Here is an 18,680-nt window from a genome sequence, read left to right on the forward strand (position 1 = left end):
TCGAGCCACTACGCTGTGGCCATGACCACTTTCGTGCTGACCGCCATCGGCGAGGACCGCCCCGGCCTCGTCTCTGCCCTCGCCTCCGTCGTCGACGAGCACGGAGGCAGCTGGGTCGACAGCCAGCTCGCCCTGCTCGCCGGCCACTTCGCCGGGATCGTGCAGGTCGAGGTCCCGGCCGAGCGGACCGAGGCGTTCCTCGACGCCCTCCCCGCCCTCGCGGGAGAGGTGGGTCTGCAGGTCGAGGCAGCGAGCGGGACCGGCGCGGCGGCGCAGGGTGGGGAGTCCTTCCGACTCCACCTGCTCGGCCAGGACCGCACCGGCATGGTGCGCGAGGTGACCTCGGCGCTCACCGCGCAGGGGGCCACCATCGACGGTCTGCGCAGCTGGACTCGGGACGCCCCCGAGGGCGACGGCGTGCTCTTCGAGGCGGAGGCCGAGGTGCGCCTGCCCGCGGGCGGCTCGGACGCGGCGGTGCGAGAGGCGCTCGAGCAGATCGCCGCCGAGCTCATGGTCGACCTGGAGCTCGACGCCCCGGAATGAGGGGTCGAGAGCGCGAGGAGGACGAATTCGATGATCTCCGGATCGCATAATTCTCTGCTTTCCGACGAGTGACGGAAGAATTCTTCGAGAAGGGGCTCGATCGGGACTGAAGTCCCCTATGGTGGCCGCACGGGCCGAAGATGCTGGAGGCGCACAGAGTCCCCCCTGTGGTGCGTCGTCGAGATCTGGTCGACCCGCGCGTCCGCACTCGTCCGAGGAGCGCCTCGATGTCTGGGTCCCCGTCCTCCGCCGTCACCTCGACCGCCTACCCGTCGACCGTCCCGCCCGGGGCCTGGCGAGCCCTTCTGCTGGTCACGCTGGGCTTCGGGGTGAACTTCTGGGCGTGGGCGCTGCTGAGCCCGCTCGGCCCCGTCTACGTCGAGCAGGGCCTCGCCCAGGACGCCTCGTTGATCGTGGCGCTGCCCGTCCTCGTCGGCTCCCTGGGCCGGATCCTCATGGGCGGGCTGTCCGACCGCTTCGGTGGGCACGTCATGTTCCCGCTCGTGTCGCTGCTGACCGTCATCCCGGTCCTGTTCCTCGGTCTCGTCGGCCAGTACTCGTATTCCACGCTGCTGCTCGGAGGATTCTTCCTGGGCATCGCCGGCACCACCTTCGCCATCGGCGTGCCCTACGTGAACTCCTGGTTCCCGCCCGCGAAGCGCGGCATGGCCACCGGCCTCTACGGCGTGGGCATGGGCGGCACCGCCATCAGCGCCTTCACCACCGTGCCGCTGGTCGATGCGGTCGGGGACGTCGCCCCCTTCGTGCTCACCGCGATCGCGCTCGTGGCCTACGCCGTGGTCGGCTGGCTGTTCATGCACGACGCCCCTACCTGGACGCCGTCGAAGCGGAGCATCATCGCCCAATCCCTCGCGGTGATGAAGCTGACGGTGACCTGGCAGGCTTGCTATCTCTACGCCTTGTCCTTCGGCGGCTACGTCGCCTTCTCTGTCTTCCTGCCCACGATGCTGAAGAACTGGTACGGGCTGGAGACCGCCGACGCCTCCTTCCGGATGGCCGGATTCGTCATCGTCGCCGTGATCATGCGCCCGCTCGGCGGGACCCTCTCGGACCGCCTCGGCGCGGTGCGCACCCTGCTGATCTCCTACACCGCTGTCGCTCTCGCCGCGCTGCTTCTGGCCTTCCAGCCCGCGCTGATGCCGCTGGGCACGATCGCCTTCATCGTCATGGCCGCCGGGCTCGGACTCGGCTCCGGCGCCGTCTTCGCCCTGGTCGCGCAGACCTCCGAGCCCTCCGTGGTCGGCTCCGTGACCGGCTTCGTCGGCGCCGCGGGCGGCCTGGGCGGATTCGTCCCGCCGCTGGTGATGGCCGCGATCCACGCCGGCAGCGGCAGCTACTCCCTCGGCATCGTCCTGCTGCTGCTCGCCACGCTCGGAGCGATCGTCGTCACCCTCTTCGTCGCGCGCGGCGCCCGCTCCGCCGCTCGCTCTGACGCCCCCGCCACCTGACCCCGTCCCGTCCGAGGAGGAGCACCCATGAGCATCCAGGACCGCACCACTGCCGGCGGAGGGATGGACTCGCCGCTGTTCGACGCGCTGATCGGCGCCCGGCGCATGTTCAGCCGTTCCGAGCGGATCAGCGAGGACAACCGCGAGACCCATCGTGTGGGCGGCCGCGGCGGCGACTCCTTCTACCGCGAGCGCTGGAGCCACGACAAGGTGGTCCGCTCCACCCACGGCGTCAACTGCACCGGCTCCTGCTCCTGGAAGGTGTACGTCAAGGACGGGGTGATCACCTGGGAGTCGCAGGAGACCGACTACCCCTCCGCGGGCCCCGACCGGCCCGAGTACGAGCCGCGCGGCTGCCCCCGCGGCGCCTCCTTCTCCTGGTACACCTACTCGCCCACCCGGGTGCGCTATCCCTACATCCGCTCCGAGCTGCTGCGCATGTTCCGGGAGGAGAAGGCGAAGGCCCCGGGGAACGACCCGGTCGAGGCGTGGAAGGCGATCGTCTCCGACCCCGAGAAGGCGAGGCGCTACAAGCGCGTCCGCGGCAAGGGCGGTCTCGTGCGGGCGAGCTGGGAGGAGGCGGAGGAGCTCGTCGCCGCCGCCTACGTCCACACCGTCAAGGAGTTCGGCCCGGACCGCGCCACCGGTTTCTCGCCGATCCCGGCGATGAGCCAGGTGTCCTTCTCCTCCGGCGCCCGCTTCCACCAGCTCATCGGCGGCTCGATGCTGTCCTTCTACGACTGGTACGCGGACCTCCCGCCTGCCTCGCCGCAGGTCTTCGGCGACCAGACCGACGTGCCCGAGTCAGGGGACTGGTGGGACGCCTCCTACCTCATCATGTGGGGCTCGAACGTGCCCCTGACCCGGACCCCCGACGCCCATTGGATGGCCGAGGCGCGCTACCGCGGCCAGAAGGTCATCTCCGTCGCCCCCGACTATGCCGAGAGCGTCAAGTTCGCCGACGAGTGGCTCGCCCCGCATCCCGGCACCGATGCGGCGCTCGCGATGGCGATGGGCCACACCATCCTGCGTGAGTTCTATGTCGAGCGGCAGGTGCCGTACTTCGAGGAGTACTCCCGGCAGTACACCGACCTGCCCTTCCTCGTGCAGCTCGAGCGGCGCGAGGACGGTGCCCTCGTGCCAGGAAAGTTCCTCGTCGCGAGCGAGGCGGGGGAGCACCGCACCGCCGAGGCCTCGACCGAGCACGCCGACTTCAAGCCGATGATGTTCGACCGCGCGACCGGCCGGGTCGTCGTCCCGAACGGCACGCTCGGCCACCGATACAGCGCTGACGGGGAGGGTCGCTGGAACCTCGAGCTCGGCGAGCTCGACCCGGCGCTCACCTTGCTGGGCCATCACGAGGACGTGGCCGAGGTGCTGTTGCCCCGCTTCGACACGGCAGGTCAGGGCGGACGCGGCGATGTCGTGCGCGGCGTGCCCGTGCGCGCGATCGACGGGCGCATCGTGACCACCGTCTTCGACCTGCTGCTGGCCGAGTACGGGGTGGGCCGCGAGTCGCTGCCCGGGCAGTGGGCCACGGGTCTCGACGACGCGGACGCGCTCTACACCCCCGCCTGGCAGGAGGCCATCACCGGCGTGCCGGGTGCGGCCGCGGCGCGCATCGCCCGCGAGTTCGCCCAGAACGCCATCGACTCCGGCGGCCGCTCGATGATCATCATGGGCGCTGGCACCAACCACTGGTTCCACTCGGACACCATCTACCGCTCCTTCCTGACCCTCACGAACCTCTGCGGGACCCAGGGCGTGAACGGCGGCGGCTGGGCCCACTACGTCGGCCAGGAGAAGGTCCGCCCGATCACCGGCTGGCTCCACCTCGCCAACGCGCTGGACTGGAGCCGGCCGCCACGTCAGATGACCCAGACGACGTATTGGTACATGCACACGGACCAGTGGCGCTACGACCGCTTCGGCGCCGACACCCTCGCTGCGACGACGGGCGCGGGCCGCTTTGCGGGCACCACCACGGCCGATGCCGTCGCCCTGTCCCAGCGCCTGGGCTGGCAGCCCTTCTACCCCCAGTTCGACATCTCCTCGCTCGACGTCGCCGACCGTGCCGCCGAGGCGGGCCGAGAGACGATCCCGTACCTCGTCGACCAGCTTCGGAGCGGCGGCATCAGCTTCGCCGCCGAGGACCCGGACGCCCCGCAGAACCATCCGAAGATTTGGTCGATCTGGCGGGCGAACACCCTGGGCTCCTCCGCCAAGGGCGATCAGTACTTCTTCCGCCACCTGCTCGGGGTCGACTCCGCCGCCACCGAGGAGGAGACCCCGGAGCACCTCCGGCCCCGGGACGTGCGCTGGCGGGACGAGGCGCCTATCGGCAAGGTCGATCTGATGCTCACCCTCGACTTCCGCATGACCAGCCACACCCTCCACTCGGACGTCGTGCTGCCGGCGGCGACCTGGTACGAGAAGCACGACCTGTCCACGACGGACATGCATCCCTTCGTGCACTCCTTCAACCCGGCGATCTCCAACCCCTGGGAGTCGCGCACCGACTGGGAGACCTGGGCCGGGATCGCGCGGCGCTTCAGCGAGCTCGCCGAGACCCATCTCGGCACCCGCACCGACGTTGTTGCCTTCCCGCTCCAGCACGACACCCCCGGTGAGCTGGCGACCCCGCACGGGCGCGTGCGCGACTGGAAGAAGGGCGAGTGTGAGCCGATCCCGGGCTTGACGATGCCCACCCTCGTCGAGGTCGAGCGGGACTACACGCAGATCCACGCGAAGTTCACCTCGATCGGCCCGCTGCTGGAGACGCTCGGGATGACCACCAAGGGCATTACTTACGACGTGAAGGACTACGTCGCCGAGCTCGGCCGCCTCAACGGCGTCCACCGCCACGGCTCCGCCGCCGGGCGGCCGAGGCTCGAGACCGACCTGCAGGCCTGCGAGTTCATCCTGGGCTTGTCCGGCACCACCAACGGCCACATGGCTACCGAGGGCTTCAAGACCCTCGAGAAGCGCACCGGCATGGCCCTGCACGACCTCGCCGCCGAGAACGAGGGCAAGCGGATCCATTTCGCCGACACCAAGGCCGCCCCGGTCCCGGTGATCACGAGCCCCGAATGGTCCGGCTCGGAGTCCGGCGGGCGCCGGTACAGCCCCTTCACCATCAACGTCGAGCGCAAGAAGCCCTGGCACACCCTCACCGGCCGCCAGCACTTCTACCTCGACCACGACTGGATGCTCGAGATGGGCGAGGCGCTGCCGGTCTTCCGGCCTCCGCTCGACATGACCGCCTTGTTCGGCGAGCGCGCGCTGGGCACCACGGACGAGGCCGGGACATCGATCTCGGTGCGCTACCTGACCCCGCACAACAAGTGGGCGATCCATTCGATGTACATGGAGAACTTCTTCATGATGAACCTCTCCCGCGGCGGCCAGACGATCTGGATGAGCGTCGAGGACGCGGAGGCCGTCGGCATCACCGACAACGACTGGATCGAGGCCACCAACCGCAACGGTGTGGTCGCCGCCCGGGCGGTGGTCTCGCACCGCATGCCGAAGGGCACCGCCTTCATGCACCACGCCCAGGACCGCACCGTGAACGTGCCGCTGACCGAGCGGGACGGCATGCGCGGCGGCATCCACAACTCCCTGACCCGGATCATGCTCAAGCCCTCACACCTCATCGGCGGATACGGCCAGCTGTCGTACGCCTTCAACTACTACGGCCCCACGGGGAACCAGCGCGACGAGGTCACGATGATCCGTCGGCGCACCGCCCCCGTCGAGTACTGAGCTCCGAGAGCACGAGGAGAGACGACATGAGAGTCATGGCCCAGATGTCGATGGTGATGAACCTCGACAAATGCATCGGCTGCCACACCTGCTCGGTCACCTGCAAGCAGGCCTGGACCAACCGCTCCGGCACGGAGTACATCTGGTTCAACAACGTCGAGACCCGTCCCGGGCAGGGCTATCCGCGCGGGTACGAGGATCAATCGACGTGGCAGGGCGGCTGGGAGCTGACCCGCTCCGGTCGGCTCACGCCGAAGGCGGGAGGTCGCCTGAAGAAGCTCCTCCAGCTCTTCTCGAACCCGCGCCTCCCCGGAATCGAGGACTACTACGAGCCGTGGACCTACGAGTACGACAAGCTCCTCAACGCTCCCGCCCAGCAGGAGAACATCCCCACCGCGCCCCCGAAGTCGCTGATCACCGGGGAACGCACCCAGATCCAATGGTCGGGCAACTGGGACGACGACCTCGGCGGCACTTATCTCCACAAGGACAAGGACCCGATGCTCAAGGGCATCGAGGACAAGGTGCAGTTCGAGTTCGACCAGACGTTCATGTTCTACCTGCCCCGCATCTGCGAGCACTGCCTGAACCCGACGTGCGTCGCCTCCTGCCCCTCCGGCGCGATCTACAAGCGCGAGGAGGACGGCATCGTGCTGGTGGACCAGGACGGCTGCCGCGGCTGGCGCATGTGCATCACCGGCTGCCCCTACAAGAAGATCTACTTCAACCACCGCACCGGCAAAGCCGAGAAGTGCACCTTCTGCTACCCCCGCATCGAGCAGGGGGAGCCGACGGTGTGCGCCGAGACCTGCGTGGGACGGCTGCGCTACATCGGTCTGGTCCTGTACGACGCCGACCGCGTCACCGAGGCCGCGTCGACGAGGGACGAGAAGGACCTCTACCGCGCCCAGCGCGACCTGATCCTGGATCCGAGCGACCCCGAGGTGATCACGGGCGCGAAGGCCTCCGGGATCCCACACGACTGGATCCTCGCCGCGCAGAAGTCGCCGACCTATCGGCTCATCAAGGACTACGAGGTCGCGCTCCCGCTGCATCCCGAGTACCGCACGATGCCGATGGTCTGGTACATCCCGCCGCTGTCGCCGGTGGTGGACGTGGTGCGGGACACCGGCTACGACGCGGAGGACGCCGAGAACCTCTTCGCCGCGATCGACGCGCTGCGCATCCCGGTGGAGTACCTCGCGAACCTCTTCACCGCCGGGGACGTCCCCACCGTCGAGCGGGTGCTGTACCGGATGGCGGCGATGCGCTCCTACATGCGCGACATCAATCTCGGACGCGAGCCCCGGGAGGGGATCGCGAACGCCGTCGGGATGGACGGCGTTACGATGCAGGAGATGTACCGCCTGCTCGCGATCGCGAAGTACGAGGACCGCTACGTCATCCCTGTCGGCCACCACGAGTCCGCGCACGACCTGGAGGGCGTGGGCACCGACTGCCCGCTGAACGCCCCCGGCGGACCGGGCATGAGCATGTCCCTGCCGGAGGAGTCGCTGGGCATGTCCGGCCCCGGATACGCCACCAAGCGCCAGCAGAACGGGCCCGAGCGCCCCGAGGGCGTGCGCATCAACCTGCTGAACTGGGACGGCCGCGGCCGCCCCGACGGGCTCTTCCCGAGTCCCGCCGCAGGGGGTGCCTGATGGGTGCGCTCGCTCGCCTGCTCGGCCGGCGCACGGCCGAGGACGGCTCCCCAGGCGGCGGCGGGACCGGCACCGCCACCGTGACCCCGCCCCGGACCCGCGGTCGCTCGCCGCAAGACCTGCTGCATGCCGCGGGTCTGTCCACCGAGGAGCTGCGCATCACCTGGCTCGCGGTCTCGTGGCTGATGAGTTATCCCGACCAGGACGTCCGCTCCCGGTTCGGCGACCTCCGCACGCTGGTCCAGGATCTCCCGGACCGCGTCCGGGAGCCGCTCGAGCTCACTCTGCGCGCCCTGACGGTGAGGGATTCCGTCGCCGTCCAGGAGCAGTACGTGGAAACCTTCGACACCCGGCGTCGAGGTTGCCTGCACCTGACCTACTTCAGCCACGGGGACACCCGCCGCCGCGGCATGGCGCTGCTGCGCATCAAGCAGGACTACCGCGCCGCGGGTGTCGAGGTCGGGGACCAGGAGCTGCCCGACCACCTGCCGCTCGTCCTCGAGTTCGCCGCCGGCCACGACTCGGAGCGGGGCGCGAAGATCCTGCGGGCCAACCGCCCCGGCGTCGAGCTGCTGCGCCTCCACCTGGCGGAGATCGATTCGCCGTGGCACGGCGCGCTGGTGGCGCTGTGCGCCACGCTCCCGCCCCTGGATGCCGAGGACCGCGCCGCCGTGCTCCGCCTGGCGGGGGAGGGGCCCGAGGAGGAGACCGTCGGTCTGGACGGCTACGGCCTCGACGACGATGCGGGGGCGCTCGCCGGTCAGACCTTCGCCGCGAGTGGCTGCGAGTCCCGGGCCGCCGCTCCCGGCCCCGTCCCTGTGGACCTGTTGAGAGGACGACCCTCATGAACGACGCCTCGACGCTCGACGTGCTGCTGTGGGTGGTGCTGCCCTACATGGTGCTCGCGGTCTTCGTGCTCGGGCACGTGTGGCGCTTCCGCGCCGATCGGTTCGGCTGGACCACCCGCTCGAGCCAGATCTACGAGTCCCGGCTGCTCTCGATCGGCTCGCCGATGTTCCACTTCGGGATCATCGGGATCTTCTTCGGGCACGTGGTGGGACTCGGGATCCCCAAGACCTGGACCCGCTTCCTCGGCATCTCCGACCACGTCTACCACCTCATGGCGGTCACGATCGGACTCGCCGCCGCGGTCGCCTGCGTGGGCGGGCTGCTGATCCTGCTGTACCGCCGGCGCACCAACACCCGCGTCTTCGGCGCGACCACCGTCGGCGACAAGATCATGTACCTGCTGCTCTCGCTCGTGATCGTCTTCGGGGTGCTGGCCACGATCGTGCACACGACCTTCGGGGACTACGACTATCGCGAGGGCGTCTCGATCTGGTTCCGGCAGTTCTGGACCCTCCAGCCCTCGACCGAGCTGATGAGCCGGGCACCGATCTTCTTCCAGCTCCACGTGCTCAGTGCGCTGCTGCTCTTCGCCACCTGGCCCTTCACCCGTCTCGTGCACGTCTTCGCGGCACCGATCGGCTATCTGACCCGGCCCTACATCGTCTACCGGAGCAAGGATCCGCGACGGGAGTCCGAGCGCCGCGGGTGGGAGAAGGTGGACTTCTGATGGCGACGAGGCCCCCCGTGACGCTGCAGCGCGACTGGGAGACCGAGCTCCTGCCCTGGCTGCGGGAGACCTCCGCGCTCCTGGAAGTCGGCGGCGTGGACCTGGACGTGGACCGGGTGCACCGGATGACGGGCGTGGTCGCCGAGGGCGTGCAGCGTTCGATGGCACCGATCTCGGCGTTCCTCGTCGGGGCGGCGGTCGCCCGGGGTGCCGGCCTCGAGGAGGCCTGTGCCGCGGTCGAGGAGCTCACCCGCGCTCGCGGTGCGGCGGACGCGTCCTGAGTCCGCCCTTCGTCTCGCCTCCACCTCAGCGGTCCGCGATGTCGCCGACGTGGGTGATCGCGAGGACCGGTTCCCCGGCCTCGTCGGTCGCCTCGAGGTCGAGCTCCGCCTCGATCGCCCAGTCGTGGTTGCCGTCCGGGTCGTCGAGCACCTGCCGGATCTCCCAGCGCCGCGACTCCTCGGCGATCTGCAACAGCTTGGGGGAGCGGGCGGGCGCATCGATGCCGACGTGGTCGTAGGTGTCGTAGTAGGCGTCCATCGCCTCGGCCCACGCGGCCCGGTCCCAGCCGGAGGCGCCGTCGAGCTCCGCGAGGCGCTGCTCCCGCTCGAAGGCGAAGTGCTCCACGCGCTGCCACATGGCGGCCCGGACCATCGTGCGCAGCACCTTGGTCTGCGCGGAGAGGCCGCGCGGGGTGCTGGGGCGCACCTCCTCCTCGGCGGCGGGTCCGTCCTCGGGATGGCTCAGCGCCTCCCACTCGTCCAGCAGCGAGGAGTCGATGCCGCGCACCAGCACGCCGAGCCATTCGATGAGGTCCTCGAGCTCCTCGGTGCGCAGGTCCTGGGGGATGGTGCGGCGCAGCGCCTGGTAGGCGTCGGAGAGATAGCGCAGCATGATGCCCTCGGAGCGCTGCAGCCCGTACCGCTGCACGAACTCGGAGAAGGTCTGTCCGGTCTCGTGGATCTCGCGCACGATCGACTTGGGGGAGAGGTCGTCCTCGCGCACCCACGGCCGGGTGCGGGCATAGATCGCGAGGGCCGCCTCGAGATCCTCCGCGAGAGGCTTCGGCCAGGTCACTTCGTCCAGCTGCGCCATCCGCTCGGTGTACTCGACCCCGTCGGCCTTGAGCTCCGCGAGCAGCTCTCCCTTGGCGGCGTTCTGCTGGGCGAGCAGGATCTGGCGGGGATCCTCCAGGATCGCCTCGATGATCGAGACGGTGTCGAGGGTGAGGCTCTCGGACTCCTCGTCGAGCGAGTCGATCATCGCGATCGCGAACGGGGCGAGGGGCTGGTTCATGGTGAAGTCCAGCTGGAGGTCCTCGGTGAGGGCGAGGCGCCGTCCCAGGTGGTCCGGATCGGGGAGCCGCTCGACGATCTCGGCGTCGAGGAGGCCGCGCAGGATCGTCAGTGCCTCCCGCTGCAGGCGCTGCTTCTGGGCGCGGGTCTGGTGGCTCGCGCGGATCAGGTGCCGCCCGGCGGCGATCGCGTCCCCGGGGCGGGCGATCAGGGCGAGTGCCATGCCAGGGGTGATCTTCAGGTGCGGCCGCAGCGGCTCCGGCGCGTTCTCGACGAGCTTGGTGAGGTTCTGCTCGGACCAGGAGACGGCGCCCTCGGGCACCTTCGGCTTCGGCTCCTTCTTCCGCTTCTTGGCGGAGTTCGGGGCGGTGCCGGACTCCTCGCGTGCGCGCTGTCTGGCGAGCTGCCGCTCGAACTCGACGGTCCACGGCGGCGCCTGCACCACGACGTGGCCGATGGTGTCGTAGCCGGCGCGGCCCGCGCGGCCGGCGATCTGATGGAACTCGCGGGCGTTCAGCAGCCGCATCCGGTTGCCGTCGAACTTCGCGAGCCCGGTGAGGAGCACGGTGCGGATCGGCACGTTGATGCCGACGCCGAGGGTGTCCGTGCCGCAGATCAGCTTCAGCAGCCCGGATTGGGCGAGTTTCTCGACGAGCCGGCGGTACTTGGGCAGCATGCCCGCGTGGTGCACGCCGATGCCCTCGCGCACGAGCTTGGAGAGCACCTGGCCGAAGCCCTTGGCGAAGCGGAAATCGCCGATGATCTCGCGCACCTGCTCCTTCTCCGCCGGCGTGAGCACCTTCTGGCCCAGCAGCGCCTGGGCCTGCTCGAGCGCCTCTTTCTGGGTGAAGTGCACGATGTAGACGGGCGCGTCACGGTCCTGGAGGATCTCGGCGATCGTGTCCGGGAGCGGGGTGAGCGCCCAGCGGAAGTCCAGGGGCACGGGCCGCGGTGCGTCGGCGATGACGCTCACCTCGCGGGAGGTGCGCGCCCGGAGGTCGTCGACCAGCGCGGTGACGTCCCCGAGGGTGGCGCTCATCAGCACGAACTGGCAGGCGGGCAGTTCGATCAGCGGCACCTGCCAGGCCCAGCCGCGCTGGGGGTCGCCGTAGTAGTGGAACTCGTCCATCACGGCGAGGCCGACATCGGAGGTGGGGCCGTCGCGCAGGGCGTGGTTCGCGAAGATCTCCGCGGTGCACACGATGATCGGGGCGTCGTGGTTGACGCTCGAGTCACCGGTCATCATGCCCACGTTCTCGGCGCCGAACTGCGCGACGAGATCGAAGAACTTCTCGCTCACGAGAGCCTTGATCGGGGCGGTGTAGTACGAGCGCTCACCCCGCGCCATCGCGGCGAAGATCGCGGAGTAGGCGATCGTGGTCTTGCCCGAGCCGGTGGGCGTCGCGGCGATGACGTGGTCGCCCGCCGCGATGGCGAGCAGCGCCTCCTCCTGATGGGGATAGAGGGTGCGGCCCACCGCCTCCTGGGCGGCGACGAAGCCGTCGACGATCGCGTCCTGTCCGTTCGCGGGGGAGCTCGGGGGGAGGAACGGGGTCAGGGTCGCCATGGGGCCAGTCTGCCAGTCAGCGCTGCCCCTGGCCGGACAGCCAGCGGCGATGCGCGTCGATCGCCTGCCGGGTGGGCAGCTGAGGGACGCGTCGGTCCCGGTAGGCGGGATCCCGTCCTTCGCCCCGCAGGACGATGTTCTGGAAGGCGGTGACGATCGCGATGATCCGTTCCCCGTCCACGGTGACGATCTGCGTGGCGCGGCGCCAGTACCAGTGGTCCGCGGTCTCGACCAGCGCGACGCGCTCCCAGGGGATCCAGTGGTCGCGCAGGACCCCGCGCACCTCGATGCCGGCGGTGCGCACCACGAGCGCCGTCCGCGCCTGACGCCAGCTCAGGAGGAGCAGGGCTCCCCACGACAGCAGGAGCACCACGCCGAGAGCGACGAGCATCGCCAGGAGCGCGGGGGGCGTGTCGGCCGTGAGCAGGTAGACGACGACGGCGACGACGCCCAGCAGGATCAGGCTCGCCAGGCCGGCGCCGAGGAGCTGCATCACGCGCAGCACGAGGAGGAACTGCGCGGTGTAGAGGACCTTTCCGCGATCCGCAGGGTCGGGACGGGCGGCGCTGACGGGCATTCCTCCATTCTGCCGCTACGCTCGAGCACCCGCCGACGGAAGGAACGCCATGCCGGCCAGACGCCCCGAGGATCCGCGGTTCCCGCTGGGGAGGCCGCGTAGGCAGTGCGCGAGCACTGGGACGACGCGGCCCGCCGCGCAGGACACCGTCGGCAAGGTCTTCTTCACCCAGGGCTGCCAGGACTACGTGTGCTCCGGCAACGCCGTCGCCTCCCCGGGCGGCTCGACCGTGGCGACCACCGGCCACTGCGTCAACGACGCCGGCACCTGGGCCACCAACTGGGTGTTCGTGCCCGGCTACGACCACGGCGCCGCCCCCCACGGCACCTGGGCCGCGACCGACCTCGTCTCGACCGACGAATGGGTCTCGGACGAGGACATCAGCTACGACGTCGCCTTCGCGACCGTCGAGCCGGAGAGCGGCACCGCGACCCTCGAGTCGACCGTCGGCACCACCTCGATCGCCTTCCACCGCGAGCGCGGCGCCCACTACACGTCCTTCGGCTACCCGGCCGCTTCCCCCTTCGACGGCGAGTCCCTCGAGAGCTGCGTGGGCACCGCGAGCGACGACACCCTCGGCGGCACCCTCTCCCAGGGCATCTCCTGCGACATGACCGGCGGCTCCTCCGGCGGTCCTTGGTTCCTCGACGACGGGGCCCAGAACTCCGTGAACAGCTTCCACTACACCACCCGGAAGAACGTGATGTACGGCCCGTACTTCGGGTCCCAGGCGCAGGCCGCCTATGAGGAGGCGGCCGCTTGAGCGACCACCCCCGACCTCGACGGGCCGGCAGCCGTGTGCTGCCGGTCCGTCGGCGTCCCGGTGACCGACGCGATCAGCCCGCGGGGGAGGGCAGGCCCTCCAGCGCCGCGAGGATCCTCCCGCGCAGGGCGTCGGCCGCCACTGCGAGATCCCGCTGTCGCCGGACGTACTCGGCCTTGCCGGCCGGGGTCTCGATCGGCACCACCCCGTAGCCGAGGGGGCGGACGTCATAGGGGCTCGCCTCCATGTCGAGCACCCGGGTCGCGCGCGCGTGCTCGAAACAGTCCAGCACCAGGTCGGAAGGGACCAGCGGGGTCAGCTTCGCGGCCCACTTGTAGAGGTCCATCCCAACGTGCAGGCACGCGGGGTTGTCGAGCTCGACCTGCCGCGCGCGGGTCGGTCGGAGAGCGTTCCGGGGCGCCGCCGTGGAGGTGAAGAAGCGGAAAGCGTCGAGGTGGGAGCAGATCAGGTTCTCCCGCTCGACCACGGCATCGGTCTCCGCCTGGCCGAGCCGCAAAGGGAGGTCCTCATGGCGCTGCCCGCCGGGGCGGAGGCCGTGCACCATCGCCCACTCGTGCAGGCCGAAGCATCCGAACTCGGGGCGCCGGTTCGTCAGCGAGGACACGCGCAGGAGGCGGGTCATGAAGCCCAGGGCATCCGCCCGCTCGGTCAGGAAGCGGCCGACGTCGGCCCGGCGGCGCTGCGGCTCGCCGGGCAGGTCGACGTACCAGGAGCGCCGGCCCTGCTCGTCGACATCCGCGATCGTGGGGGTGCCGTCGGCGCCGCGATCCGCGGCGACCTCGTACGCGGTGCCCCAGCCGGGATGCCAGCGCCGCAGCCGCGCGGCGGAGACGGGGTAGTAGGTGAACAGGAAGTCCTCGACGGGATGCTTCTCCCCGCGGGCCTTCCGAGCGCGATGCGCCGCCGTCAGGGCGTCCGTGCGCTCCTCGTGGGCCTGGCGGGCAGCGCGGGCCGCCGCGGCGTCGAGCACGACGGCCGGGCGGGGGAGGACGGGAGACATGACGGTTCCTCCTCTTTCCGGTCGCTGGGCGGGGACATCCTACGGACCCGGTCCCCGGGGACCGTTCCTCCCCAGGACCCTGCTGTCCACACCGCCGCCCCGCGCCCGGTGACGGGAGCGCACGGCGACCTACGGTTCCCGGACGGACCGGGGCCCGCCGCCTCGGCCGACCGATCACGAGGGGACAGCCATGGACTTCTACTGCTACGAGTGCCGGAGCACGCATCATGGGGCCGACGGGACCGAGCACGCCCCGTGGCCCGTGCACGACTACCTGGGGCCGGATGTGCTCGCCGAGCTCGGGCCGCTGGAGATGATGTCCCTGTTCCTCGAGGGCGGCCTCTGCCTTGTCGCCGGACCCGAGGGCATCGAATGCTACGTGCAGGTGCTGCTGACGCTTCCCGTCATCGGGGAACCGGGACGTGCGCTGCACTACGCGCCGTGGGCGCGCGTCGCCCCCGAGGATCTGCTCGAGCACATGGCGGCCCTCCGGGAGGCGGAGCGTCGCCGCGGCCGCCGGAGCGCGCGGCGACGCCATCCGGTGCTCTCCGAGTTCGACGGCGTGCTCGCGACGGCCCTTCCCGACTACCCGGACAGCCTCGGGCAGCCGGTGCGTCTGATCGCTCGGGAGCAGGGGGAGGCGACGACCATCGTGCCCGACCCGCTCTCGGAGCATTCGCTCGACCGCGACCTGCGCGACGGGATCAGCCTCCGGGAGGCGGAGCTGCGGGTGCGCTCCCTGGCGCTGACGGACCTCGCGGCCTGAGGGAGGGGCGCGGGCTCGCCCCTCTCGCCGCGGCCGTCACGAGGCGAGCAGCTCCCGCACGCGCGGGATGACCTCGGTGCCGTAGAGCTCGATCGAGCGCATGAGCTGCTCGTGCGGCATCGGTCCGCTCGCGTACTTGAGGTCGAAGCGATCGATGCCGAGGGTGCGGATCGTCCCCGCGATCTTCCGGGCGACGGTCTCGACGCCGCCGGCCACGAGCGCCCCGTGATGCATCTCCTGGTCGAACTCCGCCATCCCCGCCGGCGGCCAGCCGCGCTCGCGGCCGATCTCGGTGCGATTGCGGATCCAGTGCGGGGCGAGCTGCTCCCGGGCGGTGGCATCGTCCTCGGCGACGTGGCCGGGGGAGTGGACCCCCACGGGCAGACGATCGTGTCCGAACTGGGCGACCGCATCGTGGAACAGGTCGACGAAGGGAGTGAAGCGCTCGGCCGGACCACCGATGATCGCGAGCATCAGCGGCAGACCGTGACGGGCGGTGCGGATCACCGAGTTGGGGCTGCCGCCGACGGCCACCCAGGTGGGCAGCGTCCGCTCCATGCGCGGGTGCACCAGCTGGTCCTTCAGTCCGGGCCGGTGGGTGCCGGACCAGGTGACGGGCTCCTGGGGGAGGAGCGCCGCGAACAGCTCGAGCTTCTCCTCGAAGAGCATCTCGTAGTCCTGCATCGAGTAGCCGAACAGGGGGAAGGACTCGGTGAACGAGCCGCGGCCGACGGTGATCTCGGCGCGTCCCTCGGAGAGGGCGTCCAGCGTCGAGAAGCGTTCGAACACGCGGATCGGGTCGTCGGAGGAGAGCACGGTCACGGCGGTGCCGAGCGAGATGCGCTCGGTGCGGGTCGCGAGACCGGCGAGGACGGTGTCCGGGGCGCTCACGGCGAAGTCAGGGCGGTGGTGCTCGCCGATCGAGAAGTGGTCGATGCCGACGCGGTCGGCGAGCTCGCCCTGGGCGACGATGTCGCGGATCACCTGGGCGGGGGCGACCGGGTTCCCGTCGAGATCGACGGTCACGTCGCCGAAGGTGTCCAGGCCGAAGGTGATGCGCGCGGGATCGAGCGGGGCGCGGTCGGCGGGAGCGGTGCTGTCGCTGCTGCTCGTGCGGTCGGTGGTGCTCATGTCGCTCCGTCCCGGGTCAGGGCCCGACGAGAGGTAGTTGATAGTTGAAGCATATGGCATCGGGCCCCGGAGGGACAGGCCCAGCGTCGGCCCGCCGGGGACCGGGACCTAGACTGGCGAGCATGCGCATCGCCCGATTCACCACCGGTGAGGACCCCATGTACGGGATCGTCCAGGATAAGGACGGCCGGGACATGGTCTACGGCATCACCGGCGACCCCCTGTACACCGAGATCCGCCCCACCGGCACCATCACGCCCCTCGAGGACGTGCGCCTGCTCGCCCCCGTGATCCCGCGCTCGAAGGTGGTGTGCGTGGGCCGCAACTACGCCGCCCATGCCGCCGAGCTCGGCAACGAGGTGCCCGACCAGGCTCTGTTCTTCCTCAAGCCCAACACCGCCGTCGTAGGCCCCGGAGACCCGGTGGTCGTGCCCTCCTACAGCCAGGAGGTGAGCCTCGAGGCGGAGCTCGCCGTGGTCATCAAGCGCATGGCGAAGGATCTCGCGCCGGAGCAGGTCGCCGATCACGTGCTCGGCTACACCTGCGCCAACGACCTCACCGCCCGCGATGCGCAGCGTGGAGAGAAGCAGTGGTTCCGCGCGAAGGCGTTCGACACCTCCTGCCCGATCGGTCCCTGGATCGAGACCGATCTCGACATCACCGACCCCGGAGGCCTCTCCATCTCCTCGGCCGTCGACGGCGAGACCGCCCAGCAGGGCAGCACGGCGGACATGATCCGCTCCGTCACCGAGCTCGTCGCCGAGATCTCCTCCGTCGTCACCCTGCTGCCGGGCGACCTCGTGCTCACGGGCACCCCCGCCGGGGTGCGCACGGTCGAACCGGGCGCCGTCATCGACGTGACCATCGAGGGCATCGGCACCCTCAGCAACCCCCTCGTGCGCCGCTGAACGGCGCCCACCGCACACCCCAGGAGCGTCCCGCGTGACCACCGCCCCCGTCGTCCCTTCCACCGCGCCCTCCGACGAGGTCCGCGTCCGGTTCTGCCCGAGCCCGACCGGCACCCCCCACGTCGGCCTCGTGCGCACGGCCCTGTTCAACTGGGCGCACGCCCGCCACCACGGCGGCAAGCTGATCTTCCGCATCGAGGACACCGACGCCGCCCGCGACAGCGAGGAGTCCTACCACCAGCTGCTCGAGGCCATGCGCTGGCTCGGCATCGACTGGGACGAGGGGGTCGAGGTGGGCGGACCCGACGGCCCCTACCGCCAGTCCCAGCGCGGCGAGATCTACCAGGACGTCATCGCGAAGCTCAAGGACGCCGGGCACATCTACGAGTCGTTCTCGACCGCCGAGGAGATCGCCGATCGGCACCGCGCCGCCGGCCGCGACCCGCAGCTCGGCTACGACGGCTACGACCGCGAGCTCACCGAGGAGCAGAAGGCCGCCTTCCGCGCCGAGGGCCGCGAGCCCACCTGGCGCCTGCGCATGCCCGACGAGGACCTCAGCTTCGTGGACCTGGTGCGCGGCGAGATCACCTTCAAGGCCGGCTCCACCCCCGACTACGTCGTGGTGCGCGCCAACGGGCAGCCGCTCTACACCCTCGTCAACCCCGTCGACGACGCCCTCATGCGCATCACCCATGTCCTGCGCGGGGAGGACCTGCTCTCCTCGACGCCGCGCCAGATCGCGCTCTACCGGGCCCTCATGGACGTCGGCGTCGCCGATCGCATCCCGCAGTTCGGTCACCTGCCCTACGTGATGGGGGAGGGCAACAAGAAGCTGTCCAAGCGGGACCCGGAGTCCAACCTGTTCCTCTACCGGGACCAGGGCTTCACCCCCGAGGGCATGGTCAACTACCTGGCCCTGCTCGGCTGGGGCTACAGCGCGGACCAGGACATCTTCTCCCGCGAGCAGTTCGTCGAGCGGTTCGACGCCTCCGACGTCAACCCCAACCCCGCGCGCGTGGACCGCAAGAAGGCGACAGCCATCAACGCCGACCACATCCGCCTCCTTCCCGAGGCCGAGTTCGTCGAGCGCCTCGTGCCCTACCTCCAGGCCGGCGGAGTCCTCGGCGAGGTCGTCACGCCCGAGCAGCAGGCCCTGCTGGTCGCGGCCGCGCCGCTCGTGCAGACCCGGATGAACCTGCTCGGCGAGGCGCCGGACCTGCTTCGCTTCCTCTTCGCCGCCGATGAGGACCTCGAGGTCCAGGACGAGGCCCTCGCGAAGATCGGCGACGACCCCGTCGCGGTGCTCGAGCGGGCCATCGCCGAGATCGAGGCCGTGCCGGCGGACTCCTTCACCGCCGAGCTGCTCGAGCCGGCCCTGCGCCAGGCCATCGTCGAGGACATGGGCATCAAGCCGCGCCTCGCCTTCGGACCGCTGCGCAGCGCGATCTCCGGCCGTCGCATCTCGCCGCCCCTGTTCGAGTCGATGGAGCTGCTCGGCAAGCCCTCGAGCCTCACGCGTCTGCGGGCGCTGCGCGACCGGCTGAGCGCGGTGTCTCCGGAGTGAACCGACGGTGACGCGAGGGGGTGCCGAGCCTCACAGCCCGAAAGGCCCCTCTCGCTTTGCCCCTCCGGCCGCGA

Annotated in this window: 15 protein-coding genes; 11 read left to right on the forward strand and 4 right to left on the reverse strand. The window is 70.4% G+C overall.

Features of this window, described 5'->3' with window-relative positions; all coding sequences use genetic code 11:
• The first annotated feature begins 21 nt into the window (after positions 1–21).
• From ACZCAH_RS01365 to ACZCAH_RS01395, 7 genes are all read left to right on the forward strand, one after another.
• Positions 22–543 carry a glycine cleavage system transcriptional repressor gene (locus tag ACZCAH_RS01365; protein WP_464339366.1) on the forward strand — a complete coding sequence of 174 codons (522 nt, stop codon included), beginning with the start codon at positions 22–24 and terminating at the stop codon, positions 541–543.
• 227 nt (positions 544–770) lie between these two features.
• Positions 771–2,012, forward strand: a complete 1,242-nt coding sequence (locus ACZCAH_RS01370; protein WP_464339367.1) for a nitrate/nitrite transporter — start codon at positions 771–773, stop codon at positions 2,010–2,012.
• 27 nt (positions 2,013–2,039) lie between these two features.
• A complete protein-coding gene (locus tag ACZCAH_RS01375) occupies positions 2,040–5,777 on the forward strand; it encodes a nitrate reductase subunit alpha (protein WP_464339368.1) in 3,738 nt (1,245 codons plus the stop codon).
• 26 nt (positions 5,778–5,803) lie between these two features.
• A complete protein-coding gene (narH, locus tag ACZCAH_RS01380) occupies positions 5,804–7,438 on the forward strand; it encodes a nitrate reductase subunit beta (protein WP_464339369.1) in 1,635 nt (544 codons plus the stop codon).
• A complete protein-coding gene (gene narJ, locus ACZCAH_RS01385) occupies positions 7,438–8,286 on the forward strand; it encodes a nitrate reductase molybdenum cofactor assembly chaperone (protein ID WP_464339370.1) in 849 nt (282 codons plus the stop codon). The genes narH and narJ overlap by 1 nt, the downstream gene beginning before the upstream one ends.
• Entirely contained in the window at positions 8,283–9,014 is a 732-nt protein-coding gene (gene narI, locus ACZCAH_RS01390) for a respiratory nitrate reductase subunit gamma (protein ID WP_464339371.1), read from the forward strand. The genes narJ and narI overlap by 4 nt, the downstream gene beginning before the upstream one ends.
• On the forward strand, positions 9,014–9,295 hold the full coding sequence (locus ACZCAH_RS01395; RefSeq protein ID WP_464339372.1) for a DUF6457 domain-containing protein: 282 nt from the start codon (positions 9,014–9,016) through the stop codon (positions 9,293–9,295). Before narI ends, ACZCAH_RS01395 begins: the two co-directional genes overlap by 1 nt.
• A 25-nt stretch (positions 9,296–9,320) precedes the next feature.
• Here ACZCAH_RS01395 and ACZCAH_RS01400 read toward each other — a convergent pair whose 3' ends face one another.
• A complete protein-coding gene (locus tag ACZCAH_RS01400) occupies positions 9,321–11,876 on the reverse strand; it encodes a DEAD/DEAH box helicase (protein WP_464339373.1) in 2,556 nt (851 codons plus the stop codon).
• 16 nt (positions 11,877–11,892) lie between these two features.
• Positions 11,893–12,453: a hypothetical protein gene (locus tag ACZCAH_RS01405; RefSeq protein ID WP_464339374.1), complete on the reverse strand. Its 561-nt coding sequence runs from the start codon at positions 12,451–12,453 to the stop codon at positions 11,893–11,895.
• Positions 12,454–12,502: 49 nt separating this feature from the next.
• Here ACZCAH_RS01405 and ACZCAH_RS01410 point away from each other — a divergent pair, with 49 nt between their 5' ends.
• Entirely contained in the window at positions 12,503–13,216 is a 714-nt protein-coding gene (locus ACZCAH_RS01410) for a trypsin-like serine peptidase (protein WP_464339375.1), read from the forward strand.
• A gap of 73 nt (positions 13,217–13,289) precedes the next feature.
• Here ACZCAH_RS01410 and ACZCAH_RS01415 read toward each other — a convergent pair whose 3' ends face one another.
• Positions 13,290–14,237, reverse strand: coding sequence for a 3-methyladenine DNA glycosylase (locus ACZCAH_RS01415; protein WP_464339376.1), 948 nt, complete (start codon positions 14,235–14,237; stop codon positions 13,290–13,292).
• A 190-nt stretch (positions 14,238–14,427) separates the two neighbouring features.
• Between ACZCAH_RS01415 and ACZCAH_RS01420 the strand changes: the two genes are divergently transcribed.
• The gene (locus ACZCAH_RS01420) at positions 14,428–15,003 is read left to right on the forward strand and encodes a DUF2199 domain-containing protein (protein WP_464339377.1); all 576 of its coding nucleotides are present in this window, start codon (positions 14,428–14,430) and stop codon (positions 15,001–15,003) included.
• 36 nt (positions 15,004–15,039) lie between these two features.
• Here ACZCAH_RS01420 and ACZCAH_RS01425 read toward each other — a convergent pair whose 3' ends face one another.
• On the reverse strand, positions 15,040–16,134 hold the full coding sequence (locus ACZCAH_RS01425) for an LLM class flavin-dependent oxidoreductase (protein WP_464339378.1): 1,095 nt from the start codon (positions 16,132–16,134) through the stop codon (positions 15,040–15,042).
• A 122-nt stretch (positions 16,135–16,256) separates the two neighbouring features.
• Between ACZCAH_RS01425 and ACZCAH_RS01430 the strand changes: the two genes are divergently transcribed.
• Both ACZCAH_RS01430 and gltX read left to right on the forward strand, forming a co-directional pair.
• Positions 16,257–17,042 carry a fumarylacetoacetate hydrolase family protein gene (locus ACZCAH_RS01430; RefSeq protein ID WP_464339379.1) on the forward strand — a complete coding sequence of 262 codons (786 nt, stop codon included), beginning with the start codon at positions 16,257–16,259 and terminating at the stop codon, positions 17,040–17,042.
• Between the two features lie 34 nt (positions 17,043–17,076).
• Positions 17,077–18,606, forward strand: a complete 1,530-nt coding sequence (gltX, locus tag ACZCAH_RS01435; RefSeq protein WP_464339380.1) for a glutamate--tRNA ligase — start codon at positions 17,077–17,079, stop codon at positions 18,604–18,606.
• Positions 18,607–18,680: the final 74 nt, after the last annotated feature.

The sequence above is a fragment of the Brachybacterium sp. B718/18 genome (genome assembly GCF_055454375.1).

Excerpts from the sequence above, each read along its gene's own strand:
- ACZCAH_RS01425 (WP_464339378.1), bottom strand. The coding sequence starts at position 16,134 with ATGAGCACCACCGACCGCACGAGCAGCAGCGACAGCACCGCTCCCGCC.
- narJ (WP_464339370.1), top strand. The coding sequence starts at position 7,438 with ATGGGTGCGCTCGCTCGCCTGCTCGGCCGGCGCACGGCCGAGGACGGC.
- ACZCAH_RS01365 (WP_464339366.1), top strand. The coding sequence starts at position 22 with ATGACCACTTTCGTGCTGACCGCCATCGGCGAGGACCGCCCCGGCCTC.
- narH (WP_464339369.1), top strand. The coding sequence starts at position 5,804 with ATGAGAGTCATGGCCCAGATGTCGATGGTGATGAACCTCGACAAATGC.
- ACZCAH_RS01420 (WP_464339377.1), top strand. The coding sequence starts at position 14,428 with ATGGACTTCTACTGCTACGAGTGCCGGAGCACGCATCATGGGGCCGAC.
- ACZCAH_RS01430 (WP_464339379.1), top strand. The coding sequence starts at position 16,257 with ATGCGCATCGCCCGATTCACCACCGGTGAGGACCCCATGTACGGGATC.
- ACZCAH_RS01395 (WP_464339372.1), top strand. The coding sequence starts at position 9,014 with ATGGCGACGAGGCCCCCCGTGACGCTGCAGCGCGACTGGGAGACCGAG.
- ACZCAH_RS01405 (WP_464339374.1), bottom strand. The coding sequence starts at position 12,453 with ATGCCCGTCAGCGCCGCCCGTCCCGACCCTGCGGATCGCGGAAAGGTC.
- ACZCAH_RS01375 (WP_464339368.1), top strand. The coding sequence starts at position 2,040 with ATGAGCATCCAGGACCGCACCACTGCCGGCGGAGGGATGGACTCGCCG.
- ACZCAH_RS01410 (WP_464339375.1), top strand. The coding sequence starts at position 12,503 with ATGCCGGCCAGACGCCCCGAGGATCCGCGGTTCCCGCTGGGGAGGCCG.
- narI (WP_464339371.1), top strand. The coding sequence starts at position 8,283 with ATGAACGACGCCTCGACGCTCGACGTGCTGCTGTGGGTGGTGCTGCCC.
- ACZCAH_RS01400 (WP_464339373.1), bottom strand. The coding sequence starts at position 11,876 with ATGGCGACCCTGACCCCGTTCCTCCCCCCGAGCTCCCCCGCGAACGGA.
- ACZCAH_RS01415 (WP_464339376.1), bottom strand. The coding sequence starts at position 14,237 with ATGTCTCCCGTCCTCCCCCGCCCGGCCGTCGTGCTCGACGCCGCGGCG.
- ACZCAH_RS01370 (WP_464339367.1), top strand. The coding sequence starts at position 771 with ATGTCTGGGTCCCCGTCCTCCGCCGTCACCTCGACCGCCTACCCGTCG.